Source organism: Flagellimonas olearia (assembly GCF_009184425.1).
Classification (GTDB): Bacteria; Bacteroidota; Bacteroidia; order Flavobacteriales; family Flavobacteriaceae; genus Flagellimonas; species Flagellimonas olearia.
In genome coordinates this window covers 1,269,524-1,285,193 of the sequence record NZ_WELG01000002.1, presented here as the reverse complement: position 1 = coordinate 1,285,193, position 15,670 = coordinate 1,269,524, and the positions used below count along the sequence as shown (strand labels likewise).

Below are 15,670 nucleotides of genomic sequence, written 5' to 3'. Positions count from 1 at the left end.
AGTGTAGCATGAACTGGATCATCTTGATCGTTGCCGGATTGTTTGAAGTAGCTTTTGCATTCTGTTTGGGAAAGGCAAAAGAGGCCACAGGAACCGATATGTATTTATGGTACGCAGGGTTTCTGATAGCACTTGCCATAAGCATGGGACTTCTTGTAAAAGCTACCCAGACCTTGCCTATAGGAACGGCCTACGCCGTTTGGACAGGGATTGGGGCCGTTGGCACGGTCTTGATCGGGATCTTGGTATTCAAGGAGCCCACCACGTTTTTGCGACTCCTTTTCATCACCACTTTGGTCATTTCCATCATTGGCCTTAAAATGGTGTCCCACTAAAGGGAGCCATCCTATTTTCAAGTCAATTCTGGGCGGCCATAAAGGGTTTGTACAGGTGTGGTTTCCATTATTTATTGGACCGCATTATTCCAAAAAACCGATCCAACAATTTTATACCTTCAACTAAAAATTCAAGAGTATAAAATGATTCATCCAGATACAGAATTAAAGTTTATAAGCAATGAGATCGGCTATGGCGTAGTGGCCACCAAGTTCATCCCCGCGGGCACCATCACATGGGTCTTGGACCGCTTGGACCGCGAGTTCACCCCTTTGGAGCTCCAACAAATGGACCCCATTTACCAAAACATTTTGGACACCTACACCTTTCGCAACAACAAGGGCAATTACATCCTTTGTTGGGACAATGGGCGGTACGTGAACCACAGTTTCAACTCCAATTGCCTGACCACGGCCTACGATTTTGAGATCGCCATCCGCGACATACAGCCCGGGGAACAATTGACGGACGATTACGGCTACCTCAACATTCCCCTGCCATTTCGGGCAGTCGATGAGGGTACCCGCCGCAAGATCGTGTACCCGGACGACCTTCGGAAATACTACAAGGTGTGGGACAAAAAAATTGAAAAGGTGTTCGGCCACATCACCAAACGGCAACAGGCCCTTCGCCCCTTGCTCCCCGAAGCACTGTGGGACAGAATTGAGGGTATTGTGGCCGGCAAGGAAGAAATGGAATCCATCCTTACCAATTTTTACAATGGGGAAAGTGTATAAACCGCTTATTTTGATCATCCAATAAATTCCCTTAGTATCTTTAGGGCAGGCCATGAAAGAAGTGCTGCAACACATATTGCCCGAGGACAAAGTGGAACAACTGCTCGCCATAGGTCAGGTGAAAACCCTGCAAAAGGGCGATTACTTTGTTCGGGCGGGGGAAATCCCCAAAGGCTTTGCCTTTGTAAAATCGGGGCTGTTCAGATATGTATACATCACCCCCAAGGGGAACGAGTTCACCAAGGGCATCATCATGGAGCATGATTTTATCAGCTCCTACTCGGCCATGACCTCCAATGCCCCTTCCCATTTTTTTATCGAGGCGATGGAGGATGCCGAGATATTGGTCATTCCCTACCCAAAATGGCTCGCTCTTTTTGAAACCGATGTGTTTTGGGTGAAATTTTTACTGAAATCCATTGAAAAGGGATTTTCCAAAAAGGAAAAAAGGGAGCGAGATCTTCTGCTCTTGAATGCCGAAACACGGTATCTGGATTTTTTAGAGGAATATCCCAATATCGACAAAAGGATCAACCAGACCATTATTGCCTCCTATCTGGGCATACAGCCGGAAAGCCTCAGTCGAATCCGGAAAAATATGCAGACTTAACATACATCAATGCGGTGCCGGTTCCACCGATTTACTTTTGGTGCGTATCAACTGTAAATGCAAAAAAACATGAAACTATCCGGCAACACCATCTTGATCACGGGCGGAAGTTCGGGCATTGGCCTTGAACTCAGCAAACGCCTGATCAACAACCAAAACAAGGTCATTATCTGTGGGCGTTCCCAACAAAAGTTGGAACGGGCCAAAGCAGAGCTTCCCCAACTGGAAACCATACAATGTGACCTCTCCCAAAAAGAGCAATGCAAAGCATTGGCCCAAGAAGTAATGGAGAAGTATCCTGAAACCAATGTACTCATCAACAATGCAGCCTTGGTCCATAAGGTTGATTTTTTAACCACGGACCATATTATGGAAATGGCGGAACAGGAAGTGGAAACAAATTTTTTGGCCCCGCTTCGCCTGATCCATTTTCTGTATCCGCAATTGCAAAAAAACGCAGATGCACACATCATCAATGTAACCACCGGCCTCATTTATACCCCACGCGCCGATTACCCTTTTTACAATGCCACCAAAGCGGCCCTCCACTCCTTCACCCAAGTCTTCCGGAGCAAAACGGAAACTGGCAAGGTACGGACCGTTGAGGTCATGTTCCCTGCGGTGAACACCCCATGGCACAAGGGAAATCCGCCCAAGATCGCCATCACCACGGAAAAAGCCGTTGATGGAATGCTTGCAGGGCTACAAAAAGGGAGTCCCGAGGTGAGAATTGCCGGGGTAAAACTGCTCTACAAAATTTCAAGGATTGCCCCAAAGTTCGCTTTCAACAAAATAAACGGACTGGCCGATGCTTGATTCCACATCCGCCCCAATCCCTAAAATCAAAAAAGGCACCCCAAAAGGTGCCTTTTCCATTTGCTCAAAACATGTTAATTGCCAAAACTGTTGGCCAATCTTGGTTTGGGACTTTTGCTCCCTTTAAACAAATCCGACAGCGGTTTAAAGTGTCGCTTCCACTGGTAGGGAGCAAAGTCAAACCATAATTTTGCTTCCGTCAATTCATTTCCATCAATTTCAAAGCCATTTTCCACGGCAAAGTCCAAACTGTCGAAAGAGTTGGCAGATTCTTCCACTCCATCCCTATAGATGAACTGGTTACCCCAGCCGGCCAAATAAAAGCGTAGGGCGGTATATTTTCCCTTGGGAAGGGCAAGCAGGCTCTTGGAGCGCAAAAAACATCCCGAAGGGATACCTTTAAGTACCACGGGGTTCTGTCCTGGGAAGTCCACGACCTGGTGTTCTTTCCCATCCGTATCCACGGCTGCCAATTTTACAATGTTCAAGGTCATTTCAGAAACCTTTAGCGAGGTAGCGGCATTGTTTTTCATGATCAGCTCCTTGCTTCCGTTCTGTGGTGCATACCAATCGGCCATGATGCTGGGCGTAAAAGGTACAGTGCTCCATATTGTTGGATAAAATCTTGTCTTTTTCATAATCCTGTATATTAAAATTATACAAGGGCAAAGTTGCGGTGGATTTGAAATGCGTGCGTCCATAGAATTCACCAGTTTCTATGCTGTATTACCCATATGATGGAATTTAGGCTTATTTTAGGTTAAAATTTTGTAAACCATCCATTCTTTGTGACGCAACAACCACCCAAAACCTTATGAAAATCAACTACTTTTTCCTGCTTTTGGCCTTGGCTGCCGAAATCATCGGTACCATCGGTGGTTTTGGGTCTTCGGTCTTTTTTGTGCCCTTGGGCAACTTTTATTTTGATTTCTATTCGGTGTTGGGCATGACGGCCATTTTCCACCTGTCCAGCAACCTGAGCAAGATCTTTTTGTTCAAGAAAGGGTTGGACAAAAAACTGTTGCTGTACATTGGGGTTCCGTCCGTATTCTTTGTGATTGCCGGAGGATTTCTTTCAAAACTGGTGGATGGCTACGCCCTTACCGTGGTTCTGGGGGTTTTCTTAGTGGTCTTTAGCCTGCTGTTCCTCATTAAAAAAGAGATTGTGGTGCTTCCCAATAAAAAGAATGCGGTCATTGGGGGAACGCTTTCGGGCTTCTCTGCAGGGCTTTTGGGAACCGGCGGTGCCATAAGGGGGTTGACCATGGCCGCTTTTAATTTGGAAAAGCATGCCTTTATAGCCACTTCGGCCTTTATAGATTTTATGATCGATTTTTCCCGGACCTTTGTCTATTACAACAACGGCTATATTGGAAAACAGGAACTCACCTACCTTCCCTTTTTGTTCGCCATTGGGTTGATAGGGACCTATTTGGGCAAAAAGATACTGGCGTACATTCCACAGGATAAGTTTAGGAGCTTGAGCCTGCTGTTCATTCTCCTTATTGGTCTGGCCACCCTGATACAGATAATGGTGGCAAAGTGATTTAGCTTTCCTCGTAATTCTCCCCTATTTGGTCCAAGACCTTTAAAAAGGTCTCAAACTCATTTGGCCCCAGATTTTTTACTGCCAATTTTCGCAATTGGAGCGCGTGCGGTAATACGAGGTCAATCACCTCTTGACCTTTGGGGGTAAACTCCAGCTTAAATCGTTTTTGGTCGCCATCAAAACGGGTTTTGGCAATCCAGCCCTTTCGCTCCAACCCACCAATTACCCGTGAAGTTGTGGCCCTGTTCCGGAAATTGCTTCGGACAATGTCCCGTTGGCTGGCCTCATCGCCTAACTCATAGATGCGGTGCAAGATTACCCATTGCTCAATGGTCATTTCAACACCCAAGTCCTCAAAGGTCCTTAAATAGGCATCTTGAATCTTGCGGAGGACCAAATCCAAGTGCAATCCAATCCCCTGTATGTCATCTATATGGTTAAGCATCAGTTTTTATGTTCCAACAAAAATAGGGATTCCCTTTTTATGGGTCTTGCCCTTCCTTGTACTATGGCTCCAAATTTTAGCTTAAAATTTAACGTGGAAAATAATTTCGTTTCCCAAAAATACTTATTTTTGTTGCATAGACAACAAAGTGATTTAACAACTAAAAATATTCATCATGGAGACATCTGCACTTACCAAAACATCTGATCAAGGGACGGATTTTATGCCCATCAATGGCACAGATTATATTGAACTTTATGTAGGCAACTCCAAACAAGCAGCCCATTTCTATAAAACAGCTTTCGGTTTTCAATCCTTGGCCTATGCCGGGCTGGAAACTGGGTTAAAAGACCGCGAAAGCTATGTGGTGGTACAGGATAAGATTCGATTGATCCTTACTTCTCCCTTAAAAAGTGGGACCCAAATTGGAAAACATATTGACCAACATGGCGATGGTGTTAAAGTGGTGGCCCTGTGGGTAGACGATGCCACCTATGCCTATAACGCAGCCATGGAACGTGGCGCAAAATCGTACATGGAGCCCCAAGTGGAAGAGGATTCCACTGGTAAAGTGGTACGTTCTGGCATCTACACCTATGGGGAGACCGTCCATATTTTTGTGGAACGCAAAGATTACGATGGGGTATTTCTTCCTGGCTTCAAAAAATGGGAAACCCCGGATTACAACCCCACTTCCACTGGCCTAAAATATGTTGATCATATGGTGGGCAATGTGGATTGGAACAAAATGAATCACTGGGTAGGGTTCTACGAAAACGTATTGGGCTTTAAGAACATCCTTTCTTTTGACGATAAAGATATCTCAACCGAATATACCGCCCTGATGAGCAAGGTGATGAGCAATGGCAATGGCCGTATCAAATTTCCCATCAACGAACCTGCCGAAGGGAAGAAAAAATCACAAGTAGAGGAATATCTCGATTTTTATGAAGGCGAAGGGGTACAGCATATCGCTGTGGCTACGGACGATATCATCCAAACCGTCCGAGATCTTAGAAGCCGTGGGGTTGAATTCCTGCGTGTACCCGACACCTACTACGAGGCCGTGACCGACCGTGTGGGCAAAATAGATGAAGATATTGCTCCTTTGAAAGAACTGGGCATTTTGGTGGACCGTGATGATGAGGGCTATTTGCTACAGATTTTCACCCGACCCGTGGAACCTAGACCTACCATGTTCTTTGAAATCATTCAAAGAAAGGGTGCACAATCATTTGGAAAAGGTAACTTTAAGGCACTGTTCGAAGCCATTGAGCGCGAACAAGAGCTTCGGGGAACATTGCATTAAAAATTGTAAATTTTAAATATTGAATTTTAAGTAGGGCAGTGTACCCACTATTCAACACTTAGCACTGATAACTTAAAACTTAAAAAATGCCTATCTATCATAAACTCGGGAAAATCCCACAAAAGCGGCACACCCAATTTGAGAAACCCAAGGGCGGGCTCTATTATGAGCAATTGTTCGGTACCATAGGTTTTGATGGGATGTCGTCCCTGCTTTACCATATCCATCGCCCTACGCAGGTAAAGGAGATTGGCAAGGCAGTGGATGTACGCCCAAAGATTGCAGTGGACAAGAACATCACCAGTCGTAAACTCATTGGTTTTGATGTAGCACCCAAGGGCGATTTCTTGGAATCCCGGGAACCGCTTTTGGTCAACAATGATGTCCATATTGGACTGGCAGCTCCCAGAAAATCCCTTACGGAGTATTTCTATAAAAATGCCGATGCGGATGAGATGTTGTTCATTCACAAAGGTTCTGGGACCTTGAAGACCTTTTTGGGAAATATCCCTTTTGAATATGGGGACTACCTCATCATTCCCCGCGGAATGATTTATCAGATTGAGTTTGACACGGAGGACAATCGCATCCTCTATGCCGAATCCTTTCACCCCATGTATACCCCAAAGCGGTACCGGAATTGGTTCGGGCAGTTGTTGGAACATTCGCCTTTCTGCGAACGGGATTATAAATTGCCTCAAGACTTGAAGGCCCATGATGAGACCGGGGAGTTCTTGATGAAAATCAAAAAGGAGGGCATGTTGCACCAATTGGTCTATGCCACGCACCCTTTTGATGTTGTGGGTTGGGACGGCTATAATTATCCCTACGGTTTTTCCATTCATAATTTTGAACCCATTACGGGCCGGGTACACCAACCGCCCCCAGTACACCAGACTTTTGAGACCAGTGCCTTTGTGGTATGTTCCTTCTGTCCAAGGCTGTACGATTATCATCCAAAAGCCATTCCGGCACCCTACAACCACTCCAATATAGATTCTGATGAAGTGTTGTACTATGTGGATGGTGATTTTATGAGCCGTACCGGAATTGGACCCGGATACATTTCACTGCACCCCGCCGGGATTCCACACGGGCCGCACCCCGGAACCTACGAAGCCAGCATTGGCAAAAAGGGCACTGAGGAGCTCGCTGTGATGATAGACACTTTTAAGCCATTAAAGATAACCGAGAATGCCCTCAAGATTGACGATGGCAAGTATTACAAATCTTGGGTGGAGTAACATTAAAGTACGGTCATTTCAAAATAAGTCCTGATAGCATCGGGACGATTGGGAAATCTCAATTTCAGATTTCTCACGTTCGTTCGAAATGACAGAAATAAGAAAAAGAACATCAATGATCATAGATATACCTGAAAATTCAGACTTTTCCATCCATAACATTCCATTTGGAATCTTTTCCACCAAAGACAGAAGCCCACGGGCTGGGGTTGCCATAGGAGACCACATTTTGGATTTGGTCGCTGTGGGGGAATTGGATGTTTTCGATTTCAACGTGGCCGTTTTGGAGCGGGAAGACCTCAATGATTTTATCTCCTTGGGGAAAGAAATCACCTCAAGGGTCCGGAAAAAAATCCAGTATTGGCTCAAGGACAATACTTCCCCATTGGCGGGAAAACCGGAGTTGTTCGTGAAACAATCCGAAGCACAAATGCACATGCCGGTCTGCGTTGGCGATTATACCGACTTTTATTCCAGTATTGAGCACGCCACCAATGTGGGCAAAATGTTCCGCGACCCCGAAAATGCCCTGCTGCCCAACTGGAAGCACATTCCCGTGGGCTATCATGGCCGCGCCAGTTCCATTGTGGTAAGCGGGCAGCCCATTCACAGGCCCAAAGGGCAGACCTTGCCGAAAGACTCGGATACTCCCGTTTTTGGACCCTCCCAACGGTTGGACTTTGAACTGGAAATGGGGTTTGTAGTAGGTAAGAATACCGATTTAGGCGAAAGTGTATCCACCAAGGAAGCGGAAGACTACATTTTTGGACTAGTGCTGTTCAATGATTGGTCGGCACGGGATATCCAAAAATGGGAATATGTGCCGTTAGGCCCATTCTTGGCCAAGAACTTTGCCTCTTCCATTTCCCCTTGGATCGTTACCTTGGATGCTTTGGAACCGTTTCGATTAGCCGGTCCAGAACAAGAGCCCAAAGTGCTCCCTTATTTGGAGTATGAAGGAGAAAAAAACTACGACATCAACCTTGAAGTGGGTATTACCCCGGATGGAGGTGATGAAACCACCGTTTGCCATAGTAACTTCAAATACATGTATTGGAACATGGCACAACAATTGGCACACCATACCGTGAACGGTTGCAACATTCATGTGGGCGATATGATGGCCTCCGGCACCATTTCCGGAAAAGATAAAAACTCCTATGGTTCTATGTTGGAGCTGGCCTGGATGGGTACCAAACCCGTACAACTGAACGATGGTTCCGAGCGCAAGTTCATCAATGATGGGGATACCGTGACCCTTCGCGGTTATGCACAAAAAGAAGCCATACGGGTTGGTTTTGGAACCGTTTCCACTAAAGTATTGCCCGCAAAATAAGCTCATGAGTTAAAGATGTCACATTGAGCGCAGTCGAAATGTCATCTTAGATTTAATCCATATCTCGACTGCGCTCGATATGACAGCAAAGTCAATGCCATGATAAAGACCGTAGACCCCAACCAAATTTCGCAACCTGAGCTCCACAGTATCATGCTCACTGCGGTGGCCCCAAGGCCCATTTGCTTTGCCAGTACCGTGGATAAGGAAGGCAATGTAAACCTGAGCCCGTTCAGTTTCTTCAATGTATTTAGTTCCAATCCGCCTGTGATGGTATTTTCTCCTTCACGTAGCGGTAGGGACAATAGCTTGAAACATACCCACGAGAACGTTAAGGAGGTCCCCGAAGTGGTCATCAATATTGTCAACCATGATATGGTGGAACAGATGTCATTGTCCAGTACCGCCTATGACAAAGGGGTAAACGAGTTTGTAAAGGCCGGCTTTACCCAAATACCCAGTGAAAAAGTAAGACCTCCCCGTGTGGGCGAAGCCCCTGTTTCGTTTGAATGTAGTGTGATGGAAGTCATTGAACTGGCCCAAACCCCGGGAGCGGGCAACTTGATAATGGCCAAGGTGGAACTCATCCATATCAACGAAGCCTATTTTACCAATGGTATTTTGGACACTGAAAAATTGGATTTGGTGGGCCGTATGGGAGGCAGTTGGTATATCAGAGCCTCCAAAGATGCCCTTTTTGAAATTCCCAAACCCATTCAAACCAAAGGTATGGGCGTAGATGCGCTGCCCAAGGGCATTCGGGAAAGTAAGGTACTGACGGGAAACAATTTGGGACGATTGGGGAATATGGAACAGCTACCTTCCAAGCAAGATGTAATGGACATCTCCCAAGACCCAGAAGTAAAAACATTGTCCAAGATTGAGTTGCACCGCTTGGCACAACGCATTTTGGAAGAAGGAAATGCCCAGAGGGCCATGTCCATTTTGTTGCACGCAGAAACGCTATAATTCATGAAAAACGGAATAGAATCCATTTTTAAGGCCCATTTGGTGCCCAAAGACGTATATAAAGGAGGTAAGAACATCCCTCCTTCCGACAAAAAAATATATAAACTTTCCTCCAACGAAAACCCATTGGGAGCTTCGCCCAAAGCGGTTGAGGCCATAAAAAAAACCGCCGACCGGATTGACCTGTATCCAGATCAGACCGATATCCGTCTCCGACAGGCCCTTGCCCAAGATTTTGACGCAAAACTGACCGAAGACCAATTTATCTGTGGCAATGGGGGCTCCGAAATCATAGATATGATTCTACGGGCCTTTATCAATGAAGGGGACGAGGTCATTTATTCCAATCCCTGCTTTTTGCCCTATTCGGTATTTTCAAGGTGGTATGGCGCCAAACTTATTGATATCCCCTTGCTCCAACCCAATTACACTTTGGATGTGGAAGGAATCTTTAATGCCATTTCGGAACGGACCAAGGTCATTTTCTTGACCAGTCCCAACAATCCCACAGGGACTTATATTCCAAAATCGGTGATGGATGATTTCATCTCCCGTATCCCCAAAAATATTGTGGTGGTGTTTGATGAAGTGTATCGTCATTTTGCCGATGCCGAAGACTATGTGACCGCGCTCCCCTATGTGTTGGACGGTCATAATGTGATAGGCCTGAACAGCTTTTCAAAAACCTATGGTTTGGCAGGCCAACGGGTGGGCTATTGCTATACCACTGCCAAGATTGCCAATTACATCCGGTTGATCCACAAACCATTTTTGTTACCGCAAACTTCGTTGGAAGCAGCTCTGGGCGCTTTAAGTGACCATGCATTCATTGAAAAAACGGTCCAAACCGTACACGAAGGTCGAAAGTTTTTGGCCAAAGCCTTTGATGAAACGGGAATCACTTATTGGCCCAGTCAAGCTAACTTTTTCATCATAGACCCCCCTCTTCCTGAAATGGAATTTACCGATAGGATGATGGATGAAGGCATCATGGTACGACCGGTCTCCCAATTTGGGGCTCCGGGAAAGGTACGCATTACCATAGGTGATGCCGAAGCGAATGAAACTTTGGTGAATGCGATGCGGAAGATTATGAATAAATAGTGCTTCGGCCACCCTCAAGATTCAATATATTATAAGAACCTGAAACCAGTTCAGGTTGACGAAAGAATTAAATTCTTTGCTTTTCTCTGAATAATAGCTCTATGTGAAGAGTCGTCATACTGAATTTATTTCAGCATCTCATCAGACCCTAATACCAGAACTTGATAGGATTCCGTATCAAGTACGGAATAACACTTCTCTTAAAGAACAAATCGATAAGTAGCCTTCAACAGGAAAATGTTCTGGGGCTTCTGTCCAAAAATGTTATCGTTCAAGCTGGGCAATAATCCATTTGTGGGGTCTCCATCACGGGACACGTCTTGGGACCACACCAAGAACAACTCGGAGCCTGGGATGTATTCCCATCGGATCACCAAATTGGAACGGAACTGCACAAAGGAAAAGTCTGGATTATCAAAACTGAAATCTTCGGTGCCATCCAGATTTTCATCAACGGAATAGACATCATCCACCAATGTCACCTGATCTTGACCATAGGTCATGATCCTATCTTCAAACCGTTTGGCCGTGGCATCGGTCACATGTTTAAAATTGGTATACCTGCCCCTGGAAATAAAAGGTTGTCCCCAATATTGAATAGTAAGGTTAGGGTTGATGGTATAGTTCAATCGGATGGACATACTTAGCGTACGCTGGTCGATCTCGCCGTTCAGGTATCGTGGTGACCCGTTCACATCGTCAAAATTATCAATGAACTGCAACTTGTCATGGTTGATACGCAACGAGGGAAAGGCCGAGACGCTCAAGGCATTAATCGGTTGGTAGGTTACCCCTCCTTCCATATAATAGGACTTGTACGAATTGTCCAGTGCCTTTTGTCCATTGTGGAAATAGAAAAACCGCATTTTCTTCCGATTATCCGTCTCAATATTATTCCAAAAACTCACCCAAGGCGATAGCCGTAGTCTAGGACCTCCCCTCAAGGCAAAGTTGGAATATTCAAGAGGTGCATAATTCAATCCAATATTGCTGAACCAATTGCCTTTCCAGTTTTGCCAGCTGTTGGTATTGAATTGCAAATAATTGTGATTGCCCCCATAGTCCCAAGCGGTATAATGGTTGTAATTAATGCCCAATTGTCGAAACGTGTTGTCCGGTTTTAAGGTGCGGTAGCCTATCCAGGTGTAATGCCGAATATCATCGGACTGGCGCTGAAAGCCTATATCGTTGAGCTCGAGTTCCGGGGAACGCCAGGTTGCACCACTTTCAAATCTAAAATTACCCTTTCCAAGTTTTCCTATTTGAAGATTACCCCCAGTACCGGTCAAGGAAGTCCTGGTGGAATCCAGCTCCAAGTAATCGGCATCAACACGGTGAAACAGGTGGGTGATGGATTCTTGGGTATTCTTGATAGCAGCCTCGCCCCCTTTTACATGGCTAAAGGTGATATTTCCTTCCAAGTACCAATCCCTGTTGTTCCATTGGTGCTTAAAATCAACTCCACCTGTAAACGCAGAACGATGTAAAAAGTCAAGGGCTTGGGGCAATTCTTCCCGATGGGTAGCCGTAAAAATACCTCCTATATATGAGTTCCGATCATTGAAGTCTTTCTGCAATCTTCCCACAAAATAATTGGTCATGGGCTCCACCATCTCCTTTCTACGATCACCGTTCACCCCCGAAATGGTGGCCCGTCTTTGGGCGGTGACACTTTCCAGTACCCCAATGGCCCAACCATTCTTGGTCTTACCGCTGAATTTAGCCGCTCCTATGATCGGAGTATTGGCCGGTTGGTCCACAAACTCGCCATCTTCGGTGTCAGGGCTTCCCTGTGGACTTCTACCGATACGCCTTGAATAAAAAATATTGTCGGAACCAAACGTATTTCCAGCCTCGGATTGGGAAATATTAAAATCAAAAATATTCTTGTTCTCCACAAAAAAGGGTCGCCTTTCCTGAAAGAAAATCTGGAATCCATCCAGAGCAATGGCAGAAGGGTCTGCTTCCACTTGTCCAAAGTCTGGGTTGACGGTCAAATCCAAGGTAAGGTCATTGGTCACTCCTATTTTGGCATCCAGCCCTACGGTAATATTGCTATCACTACCGTCTTCAAAGGGATTTCCTTCCTCTGCTTCAAAGGTTTCAGTCTTGGCAACTGTGTAAGGCTGTATTTCCACTTGCCGTTGGGGTTCAATGTTCTTAAGTCCATGCAGTTCCCCAAACTCACTGGTCCAACCAGCAACATCCCTGGGCAAACGTTGCCAGACGGAGCGCTCCTCATTTCTAAAATACCTTCGCATTACCTGAAATCCCCAGACCTGATCTTCGGAATGGCCAAACTTGATCTGACTGAGCGGTATCCGCATTTCAGCGGTCCATCCTTCGTCATCCGTTTGGGTCTTCACATACCAGATAGGATTCCAACTATCATCTTCATCAGCCCCATTGTTTGATCCAAAAACATCTCCTTTTACCCCTGCTGCCGTTACAATAAAGCCAAAGGAAGTCCGCTTATCCAAATAACTATCTATAAAAACACCGATCCAATCCCCTTCAAAGCCATCCCTTCTGGACAAGCGCTTTACAATTTTATCAGGTTCATCATCAAAACACCGAACACCTATATATAAGGACTTGTCATCATAAAGTACTTTAAATGCGGTCTGTTGACCAGGGGGTGTGTTCTCATCTGGGCGTTGCTCTATAAAATTATCGCCCCACTGTACCAAATTCCATGAAGCATCATCCAAAACACCATCAATTATGGGCGCTTCTTCCATACCCAGCGCTTGGGTCCGATATTTCTTTTTAGGAACTACGGTAGTTGAATCTTGGGCTTGTAGAATTTGGACAAAGAAGATACATACAAGGAAAAGGCATGCTTGTTTCACTGGATTATTTTTTGATTGATTGAGGTAAAGACCCACAAAGAAAGCCCCAGTTACACTTTAGGTTGACTTTATATTTTTTTTAACAAAAGATGGTGCATTTAGCCGTTGTTTTGCCTCTTTCCGATAGAAAATGGAAAAAGCAAAAAAATATTCCCAATCAACCATTTGTAATTCAATCTAATAATTGTACATTTGCAGCCCGTTTATCGGGATAGGTTATTAAATCAATACTATTAGAGAAGTGGACACATTAAGTTATAAGACTATTTCCGCCAATAAATCTACCGTTGACAAGCAATGGTTATTGGTTGATGCTGAAGGACAGACATTGGGAAGATTGGCGTCAAAGGTAGCCAAATTGCTTAGGGGAAAATACAAGACCAACTTTACTCCCCATGTGGATTGTGGTGATAATGTCATTGTGATCAATGCCGAGAAAATCGTCATGACCGGCAATAAATTGGATGATAAAGTATATTTAAGATATACTGGATATCCTGGAGGACAGCGTTCTGCTTCCGCCAAAGAGGTATTGGAAAAGCATCCTGAGCGTATTATCGAGAATTCGGTAAAAGGAATGTTGCCCAAGAACAGACTTGGTGCCGACCTTTTCCGAAACCTTAAGGTATATGCCGGATCTGAGCATGGCCAAGAAGCACAAAAACCCAAAGCAATAAACTTAAACGACTACAAATAATGGAAGTGGTTCATAAGATTGGTAGAAGAAAGACTGCAGTAGCGAGAGTATATGTTTCTGAAGGAAAAGGAAACATCACCATCAATAAAAGAGATTTGAACGACTACTTCTCTACAGCTACATTGCAGTACAAAGTAAAGCAACCTTTTACTTTGACCGAAACTGAAGACACCTACGATGTAAAAGTAAATGTTTACGGTGGTGGAATCACTGGTCAAGCAGAGGCCGTTCGTTTGGCTTTGTCCAGAGCCATGTGCGAAATCAACGAAGAAAACAGAACTGTTCTTAAACCAGAAGGACTCTTGACCAGAGACCCAAGAATGGTGGAAAGGAAGAAATTCGGTCAGAAGAAAGCCCGTAAGAAATTCCAGTTCTCCAAACGTTAATATTTCGGTGCAATTGCACCTATATATAAAGTTCATTGAAAACCCTGGAATCCATTTTTCAGGGTTAAATTTTTAACCAAGTTGTCGTTGTTCCAAAAAGGAAAAAAATGGCTTTTTGGAATTTAGTTTAGCATCTAAATGGAGAGGGCGAACTTTTGTGACCACCTTTCTATTGCTACTACAACGGAACGTAAACTAAGTACAAAAAATGGCAAGTAAAATCGAAGTCAAAGACTTATTGGAAGCAGGTGTACACTTTGGACACCTTACCAGAAAGTGGAATCCAAACATGGCGCCCTACATCTACATGGAGCGTAACGGAATCCACGTCATCAACCTTTACAAAACAGTTGCAAAAATCGAAGAGGCCAACGAAGCCCTTAAGAAAATTGCAGCTTCTGGACGAAAAATCCTTTTCGTAGCCACAAAAAAACAAGCCAAGGACATTGTTGCGGACAAAGTATCCAAGGTAAACATGCCTTACATCACTGAAAGATGGCCCGGTGGTATGTTGACCAACTTTGTCACCATCCGTAAAGCTGTCAAGAAAATGGCTTCCATCGACCGCATGAAAAAGGACGGTACTTTCAACACCCTTTCCAAAAAAGAAAGATTGCAAGTAGACCGTTTGCGTGCCAAGTTGGAGAAAAACTTGGGTTCCATTGCAGACATGACCCGTTTGCCTGGTGCCATCTTCATCGTGGACACCATGCGTGAGCACATTGCGGTAAAAGAGGCCCAAAAATTGAACATCCCCATTTTTGCCATGGTGGATACCAATTCAGACCCAAGACCTATCGATTATGTAATCCCTGCCAACGATGATGCCGGGAAATCCATCGAAGCTATCTTGTCTCACGTAACCGATGCCGTAGCCGAAGGTTTGGCCGAGCGTAAGAACGACAAGCAAGACGACGAAGCCGAAGCTCCAAAAAAGGAGAAAAAAGCAGAATCCAAAAAAGAGGAAACTGCCGAAGCTCCAAAGAAAGAGAAAAAAGCTGCAGCCGTTGAAGCCGAAGATTTGACCAAAATTGAAGGTGTTGGGCCTAAAGCTGCCGAAGCATTGGTAAACAGTGGTGTTGCCACTTATGCAGATTTGGCAAAGGCAGATCCCGAGAAAATCAAGGAGGTTTTGACTGAAGCTAGTTCCAATTTGGCCCATTTAGATCCAACTTCTTGGCCAAAGCAGGCCAAAATGGCCGCTGATGGCAAGTGGGACGAACTAAAGGAATGGCAAGACAGCGTTAAAGGTGGGGTTGAATAATCCAAAACCTGATTTA

At 45.0% G+C, this 15,670-nt stretch carries 16 protein-coding genes; 13 read left to right on the top strand and 3 right to left on the bottom strand.

What is annotated here, in order from left to right:
• Positions 1-8: 8 nt before the first annotated feature.
• The 4 genes from F8C76_RS15195 to F8C76_RS15180 all read left to right on the top strand — a co-directional run bounded on the left by F8C76_RS15195 (position 9) and on the right by F8C76_RS15180 (position 2,499).
• Positions 9-335: a DMT family transporter gene (locus tag F8C76_RS15195; RefSeq protein ID WP_152132506.1), complete on the top strand. Its 327-nt coding sequence runs from the start codon at positions 9-11 to the stop codon at positions 333-335.
• A 144-nt stretch (positions 336-479) separates the two neighbouring features.
• The gene (locus tag F8C76_RS15190; protein ID WP_152132505.1) at positions 480-1,073 is read left to right on the top strand and encodes an SET domain-containing protein; all 594 of its coding nucleotides are present in this window, start codon (positions 480-482) and stop codon (positions 1,071-1,073) included.
• Between the two features lie 52 nt (positions 1,074-1,125).
• Positions 1,126-1,683, top strand: coding sequence for a Crp/Fnr family transcriptional regulator (locus F8C76_RS15185; protein ID WP_116217190.1), 558 nt, complete (start codon positions 1,126-1,128; stop codon positions 1,681-1,683).
• Positions 1,684-1,752: 69 nt separating this feature from the next.
• Entirely contained in the window at positions 1,753-2,499 is a 747-nt protein-coding gene (locus F8C76_RS15180; RefSeq protein ID WP_152132504.1) for an SDR family oxidoreductase, read from the top strand.
• 74 nt (positions 2,500-2,573) lie between these two features.
• On the opposite strand, the gene F8C76_RS15175 is transcribed toward F8C76_RS15180, so the two are convergent.
• The gene (locus tag F8C76_RS15175; RefSeq protein ID WP_152132503.1) at positions 2,574-3,137 is read right to left on the bottom strand and encodes a hypothetical protein; all 564 of its coding nucleotides are present in this window, start codon (positions 3,135-3,137) and stop codon (positions 2,574-2,576) included.
• A 176-nt stretch (positions 3,138-3,313) separates the two neighbouring features.
• On the opposite strand from F8C76_RS15175, the gene F8C76_RS15170 reads away from it, so the two are divergent.
• Entirely contained in the window at positions 3,314-4,045 is a 732-nt protein-coding gene (locus tag F8C76_RS15170; protein ID WP_152132502.1) for a sulfite exporter TauE/SafE family protein, read from the top strand.
• A 1-nt stretch (position 4,046) separates the two neighbouring features.
• Here the strand turns inward: F8C76_RS15170 and F8C76_RS15165 are convergent, their stop codons facing one another.
• Entirely contained in the window at positions 4,047-4,493 is a 447-nt protein-coding gene (locus F8C76_RS15165) for a MarR family winged helix-turn-helix transcriptional regulator (protein WP_152132501.1), read from the bottom strand.
• A gap of 175 nt (positions 4,494-4,668) precedes the next feature.
• Between F8C76_RS15165 and hppD the strand changes: the two genes are divergently transcribed.
• The 5 genes from hppD to hisC all read left to right on the top strand — a co-directional run bounded on the left by hppD (position 4,669) and on the right by hisC (position 10,455).
• Positions 4,669-5,802: a 4-hydroxyphenylpyruvate dioxygenase gene (hppD, locus tag F8C76_RS15160; protein WP_152132500.1), complete on the top strand. Its 1,134-nt coding sequence runs from the start codon at positions 4,669-4,671 to the stop codon at positions 5,800-5,802.
• An 86-nt stretch (positions 5,803-5,888) separates the two neighbouring features.
• Complete coding sequence (locus F8C76_RS15155; RefSeq protein ID WP_152132499.1) at positions 5,889-7,046, top strand: homogentisate 1,2-dioxygenase; 1,158 nt, start codon at positions 5,889-5,891, stop codon at positions 7,044-7,046.
• Between the two features lie 115 nt (positions 7,047-7,161).
• Positions 7,162-8,382 (top strand): fumarylacetoacetase, encoded by a 1,221-nt coding sequence (fahA, locus tag F8C76_RS15150; protein ID WP_152132498.1) that lies wholly within the window; start codon positions 7,162-7,164, stop codon positions 8,380-8,382.
• A gap of 99 nt (positions 8,383-8,481) precedes the next feature.
• Positions 8,482-9,351: a flavin reductase family protein gene (locus F8C76_RS15145; RefSeq protein WP_152132497.1), complete on the top strand. Its 870-nt coding sequence runs from the start codon at positions 8,482-8,484 to the stop codon at positions 9,349-9,351.
• Positions 9,352-9,354: 3 nt separating this feature from the next.
• Positions 9,355-10,455, top strand: a complete 1,101-nt coding sequence (gene hisC, locus F8C76_RS15140) for a histidinol-phosphate transaminase (protein WP_152132496.1) — start codon at positions 9,355-9,357, stop codon at positions 10,453-10,455.
• A gap of 200 nt (positions 10,456-10,655) precedes the next feature.
• Here hisC and F8C76_RS15135 read toward each other — a convergent pair whose 3' ends face one another.
• Positions 10,656-13,196 carry a DUF5916 domain-containing protein gene (locus F8C76_RS15135; protein WP_152132905.1) on the bottom strand — a complete coding sequence of 847 codons (2,541 nt, stop codon included), beginning with the start codon at positions 13,194-13,196 and terminating at the stop codon, positions 10,656-10,658.
• A gap of 352 nt (positions 13,197-13,548) precedes the next feature.
• On the opposite strand from F8C76_RS15135, the gene rplM reads away from it, so the two are divergent.
• The 3 genes from rplM to rpsB all read left to right on the top strand — a co-directional run bounded on the left by rplM (position 13,549) and on the right by rpsB (position 15,654).
• A complete protein-coding gene (gene rplM, locus F8C76_RS15130; protein WP_129655568.1) occupies positions 13,549-14,004 on the top strand; it encodes a 50S ribosomal protein L13 in 456 nt (151 codons plus the stop codon).
• Positions 14,004-14,390: a 30S ribosomal protein S9 gene (gene rpsI, locus F8C76_RS15125; RefSeq protein ID WP_152132495.1), complete on the top strand. Its 387-nt coding sequence runs from the start codon at positions 14,004-14,006 to the stop codon at positions 14,388-14,390. Before rplM ends, rpsI begins: the two co-directional genes overlap by 1 nt.
• 208 nt (positions 14,391-14,598) lie before the next feature.
• Entirely contained in the window at positions 14,599-15,654 is a 1,056-nt protein-coding gene (gene rpsB / locus F8C76_RS15120) for a 30S ribosomal protein S2 (RefSeq protein ID WP_129655570.1), read from the top strand.
• Positions 15,655-15,670: the final 16 nt, after the last annotated feature.

Bases quoted from the DNA above. Each gene is read 5' to 3' on its own strand.
- F8C76_RS15195 (WP_152132506.1), top strand. From the start codon at position 9: ATGAACTGGATCATCTTGATCGTTGCCGGATTGTTTGAAGTAGCTTTT.
- F8C76_RS15190 (WP_152132505.1), top strand. From the start codon at position 480: ATGATTCATCCAGATACAGAATTAAAGTTTATAAGCAATGAGATCGGC.
- F8C76_RS15185 (WP_116217190.1), top strand. From the start codon at position 1,126: ATGAAAGAAGTGCTGCAACACATATTGCCCGAGGACAAAGTGGAACAA.
- F8C76_RS15180 (WP_152132504.1), top strand. From the start codon at position 1,753: ATGAAACTATCCGGCAACACCATCTTGATCACGGGCGGAAGTTCGGGC.
- F8C76_RS15175 (WP_152132503.1), bottom strand. From the start codon at position 3,137: ATGAAAAAGACAAGATTTTATCCAACAATATGGAGCACTGTACCTTTT.
- F8C76_RS15170 (WP_152132502.1), top strand. From the start codon at position 3,314: ATGAAAATCAACTACTTTTTCCTGCTTTTGGCCTTGGCTGCCGAAATC.
- F8C76_RS15165 (WP_152132501.1), bottom strand. From the start codon at position 4,493: ATGCTTAACCATATAGATGACATACAGGGGATTGGATTGCACTTGGAT.
- hppD (WP_152132500.1), top strand. From the start codon at position 4,669: ATGGAGACATCTGCACTTACCAAAACATCTGATCAAGGGACGGATTTT.
- F8C76_RS15155 (WP_152132499.1), top strand. From the start codon at position 5,889: ATGCCTATCTATCATAAACTCGGGAAAATCCCACAAAAGCGGCACACC.
- fahA (WP_152132498.1), top strand. From the start codon at position 7,162: ATGATCATAGATATACCTGAAAATTCAGACTTTTCCATCCATAACATT.
- F8C76_RS15145 (WP_152132497.1), top strand. From the start codon at position 8,482: ATGATAAAGACCGTAGACCCCAACCAAATTTCGCAACCTGAGCTCCAC.
- hisC (WP_152132496.1), top strand. From the start codon at position 9,355: ATGAAAAACGGAATAGAATCCATTTTTAAGGCCCATTTGGTGCCCAAA.
- F8C76_RS15135 (WP_152132905.1), bottom strand. From the start codon at position 13,196: ATGGAAGAAGCGCCCATAATTGATGGTGTTTTGGATGATGCTTCATGG.
- rpsI (WP_152132495.1), top strand. From the start codon at position 14,004: ATGGAAGTGGTTCATAAGATTGGTAGAAGAAAGACTGCAGTAGCGAGA.
- rpsB (WP_129655570.1), top strand. From the start codon at position 14,599: ATGGCAAGTAAAATCGAAGTCAAAGACTTATTGGAAGCAGGTGTACAC.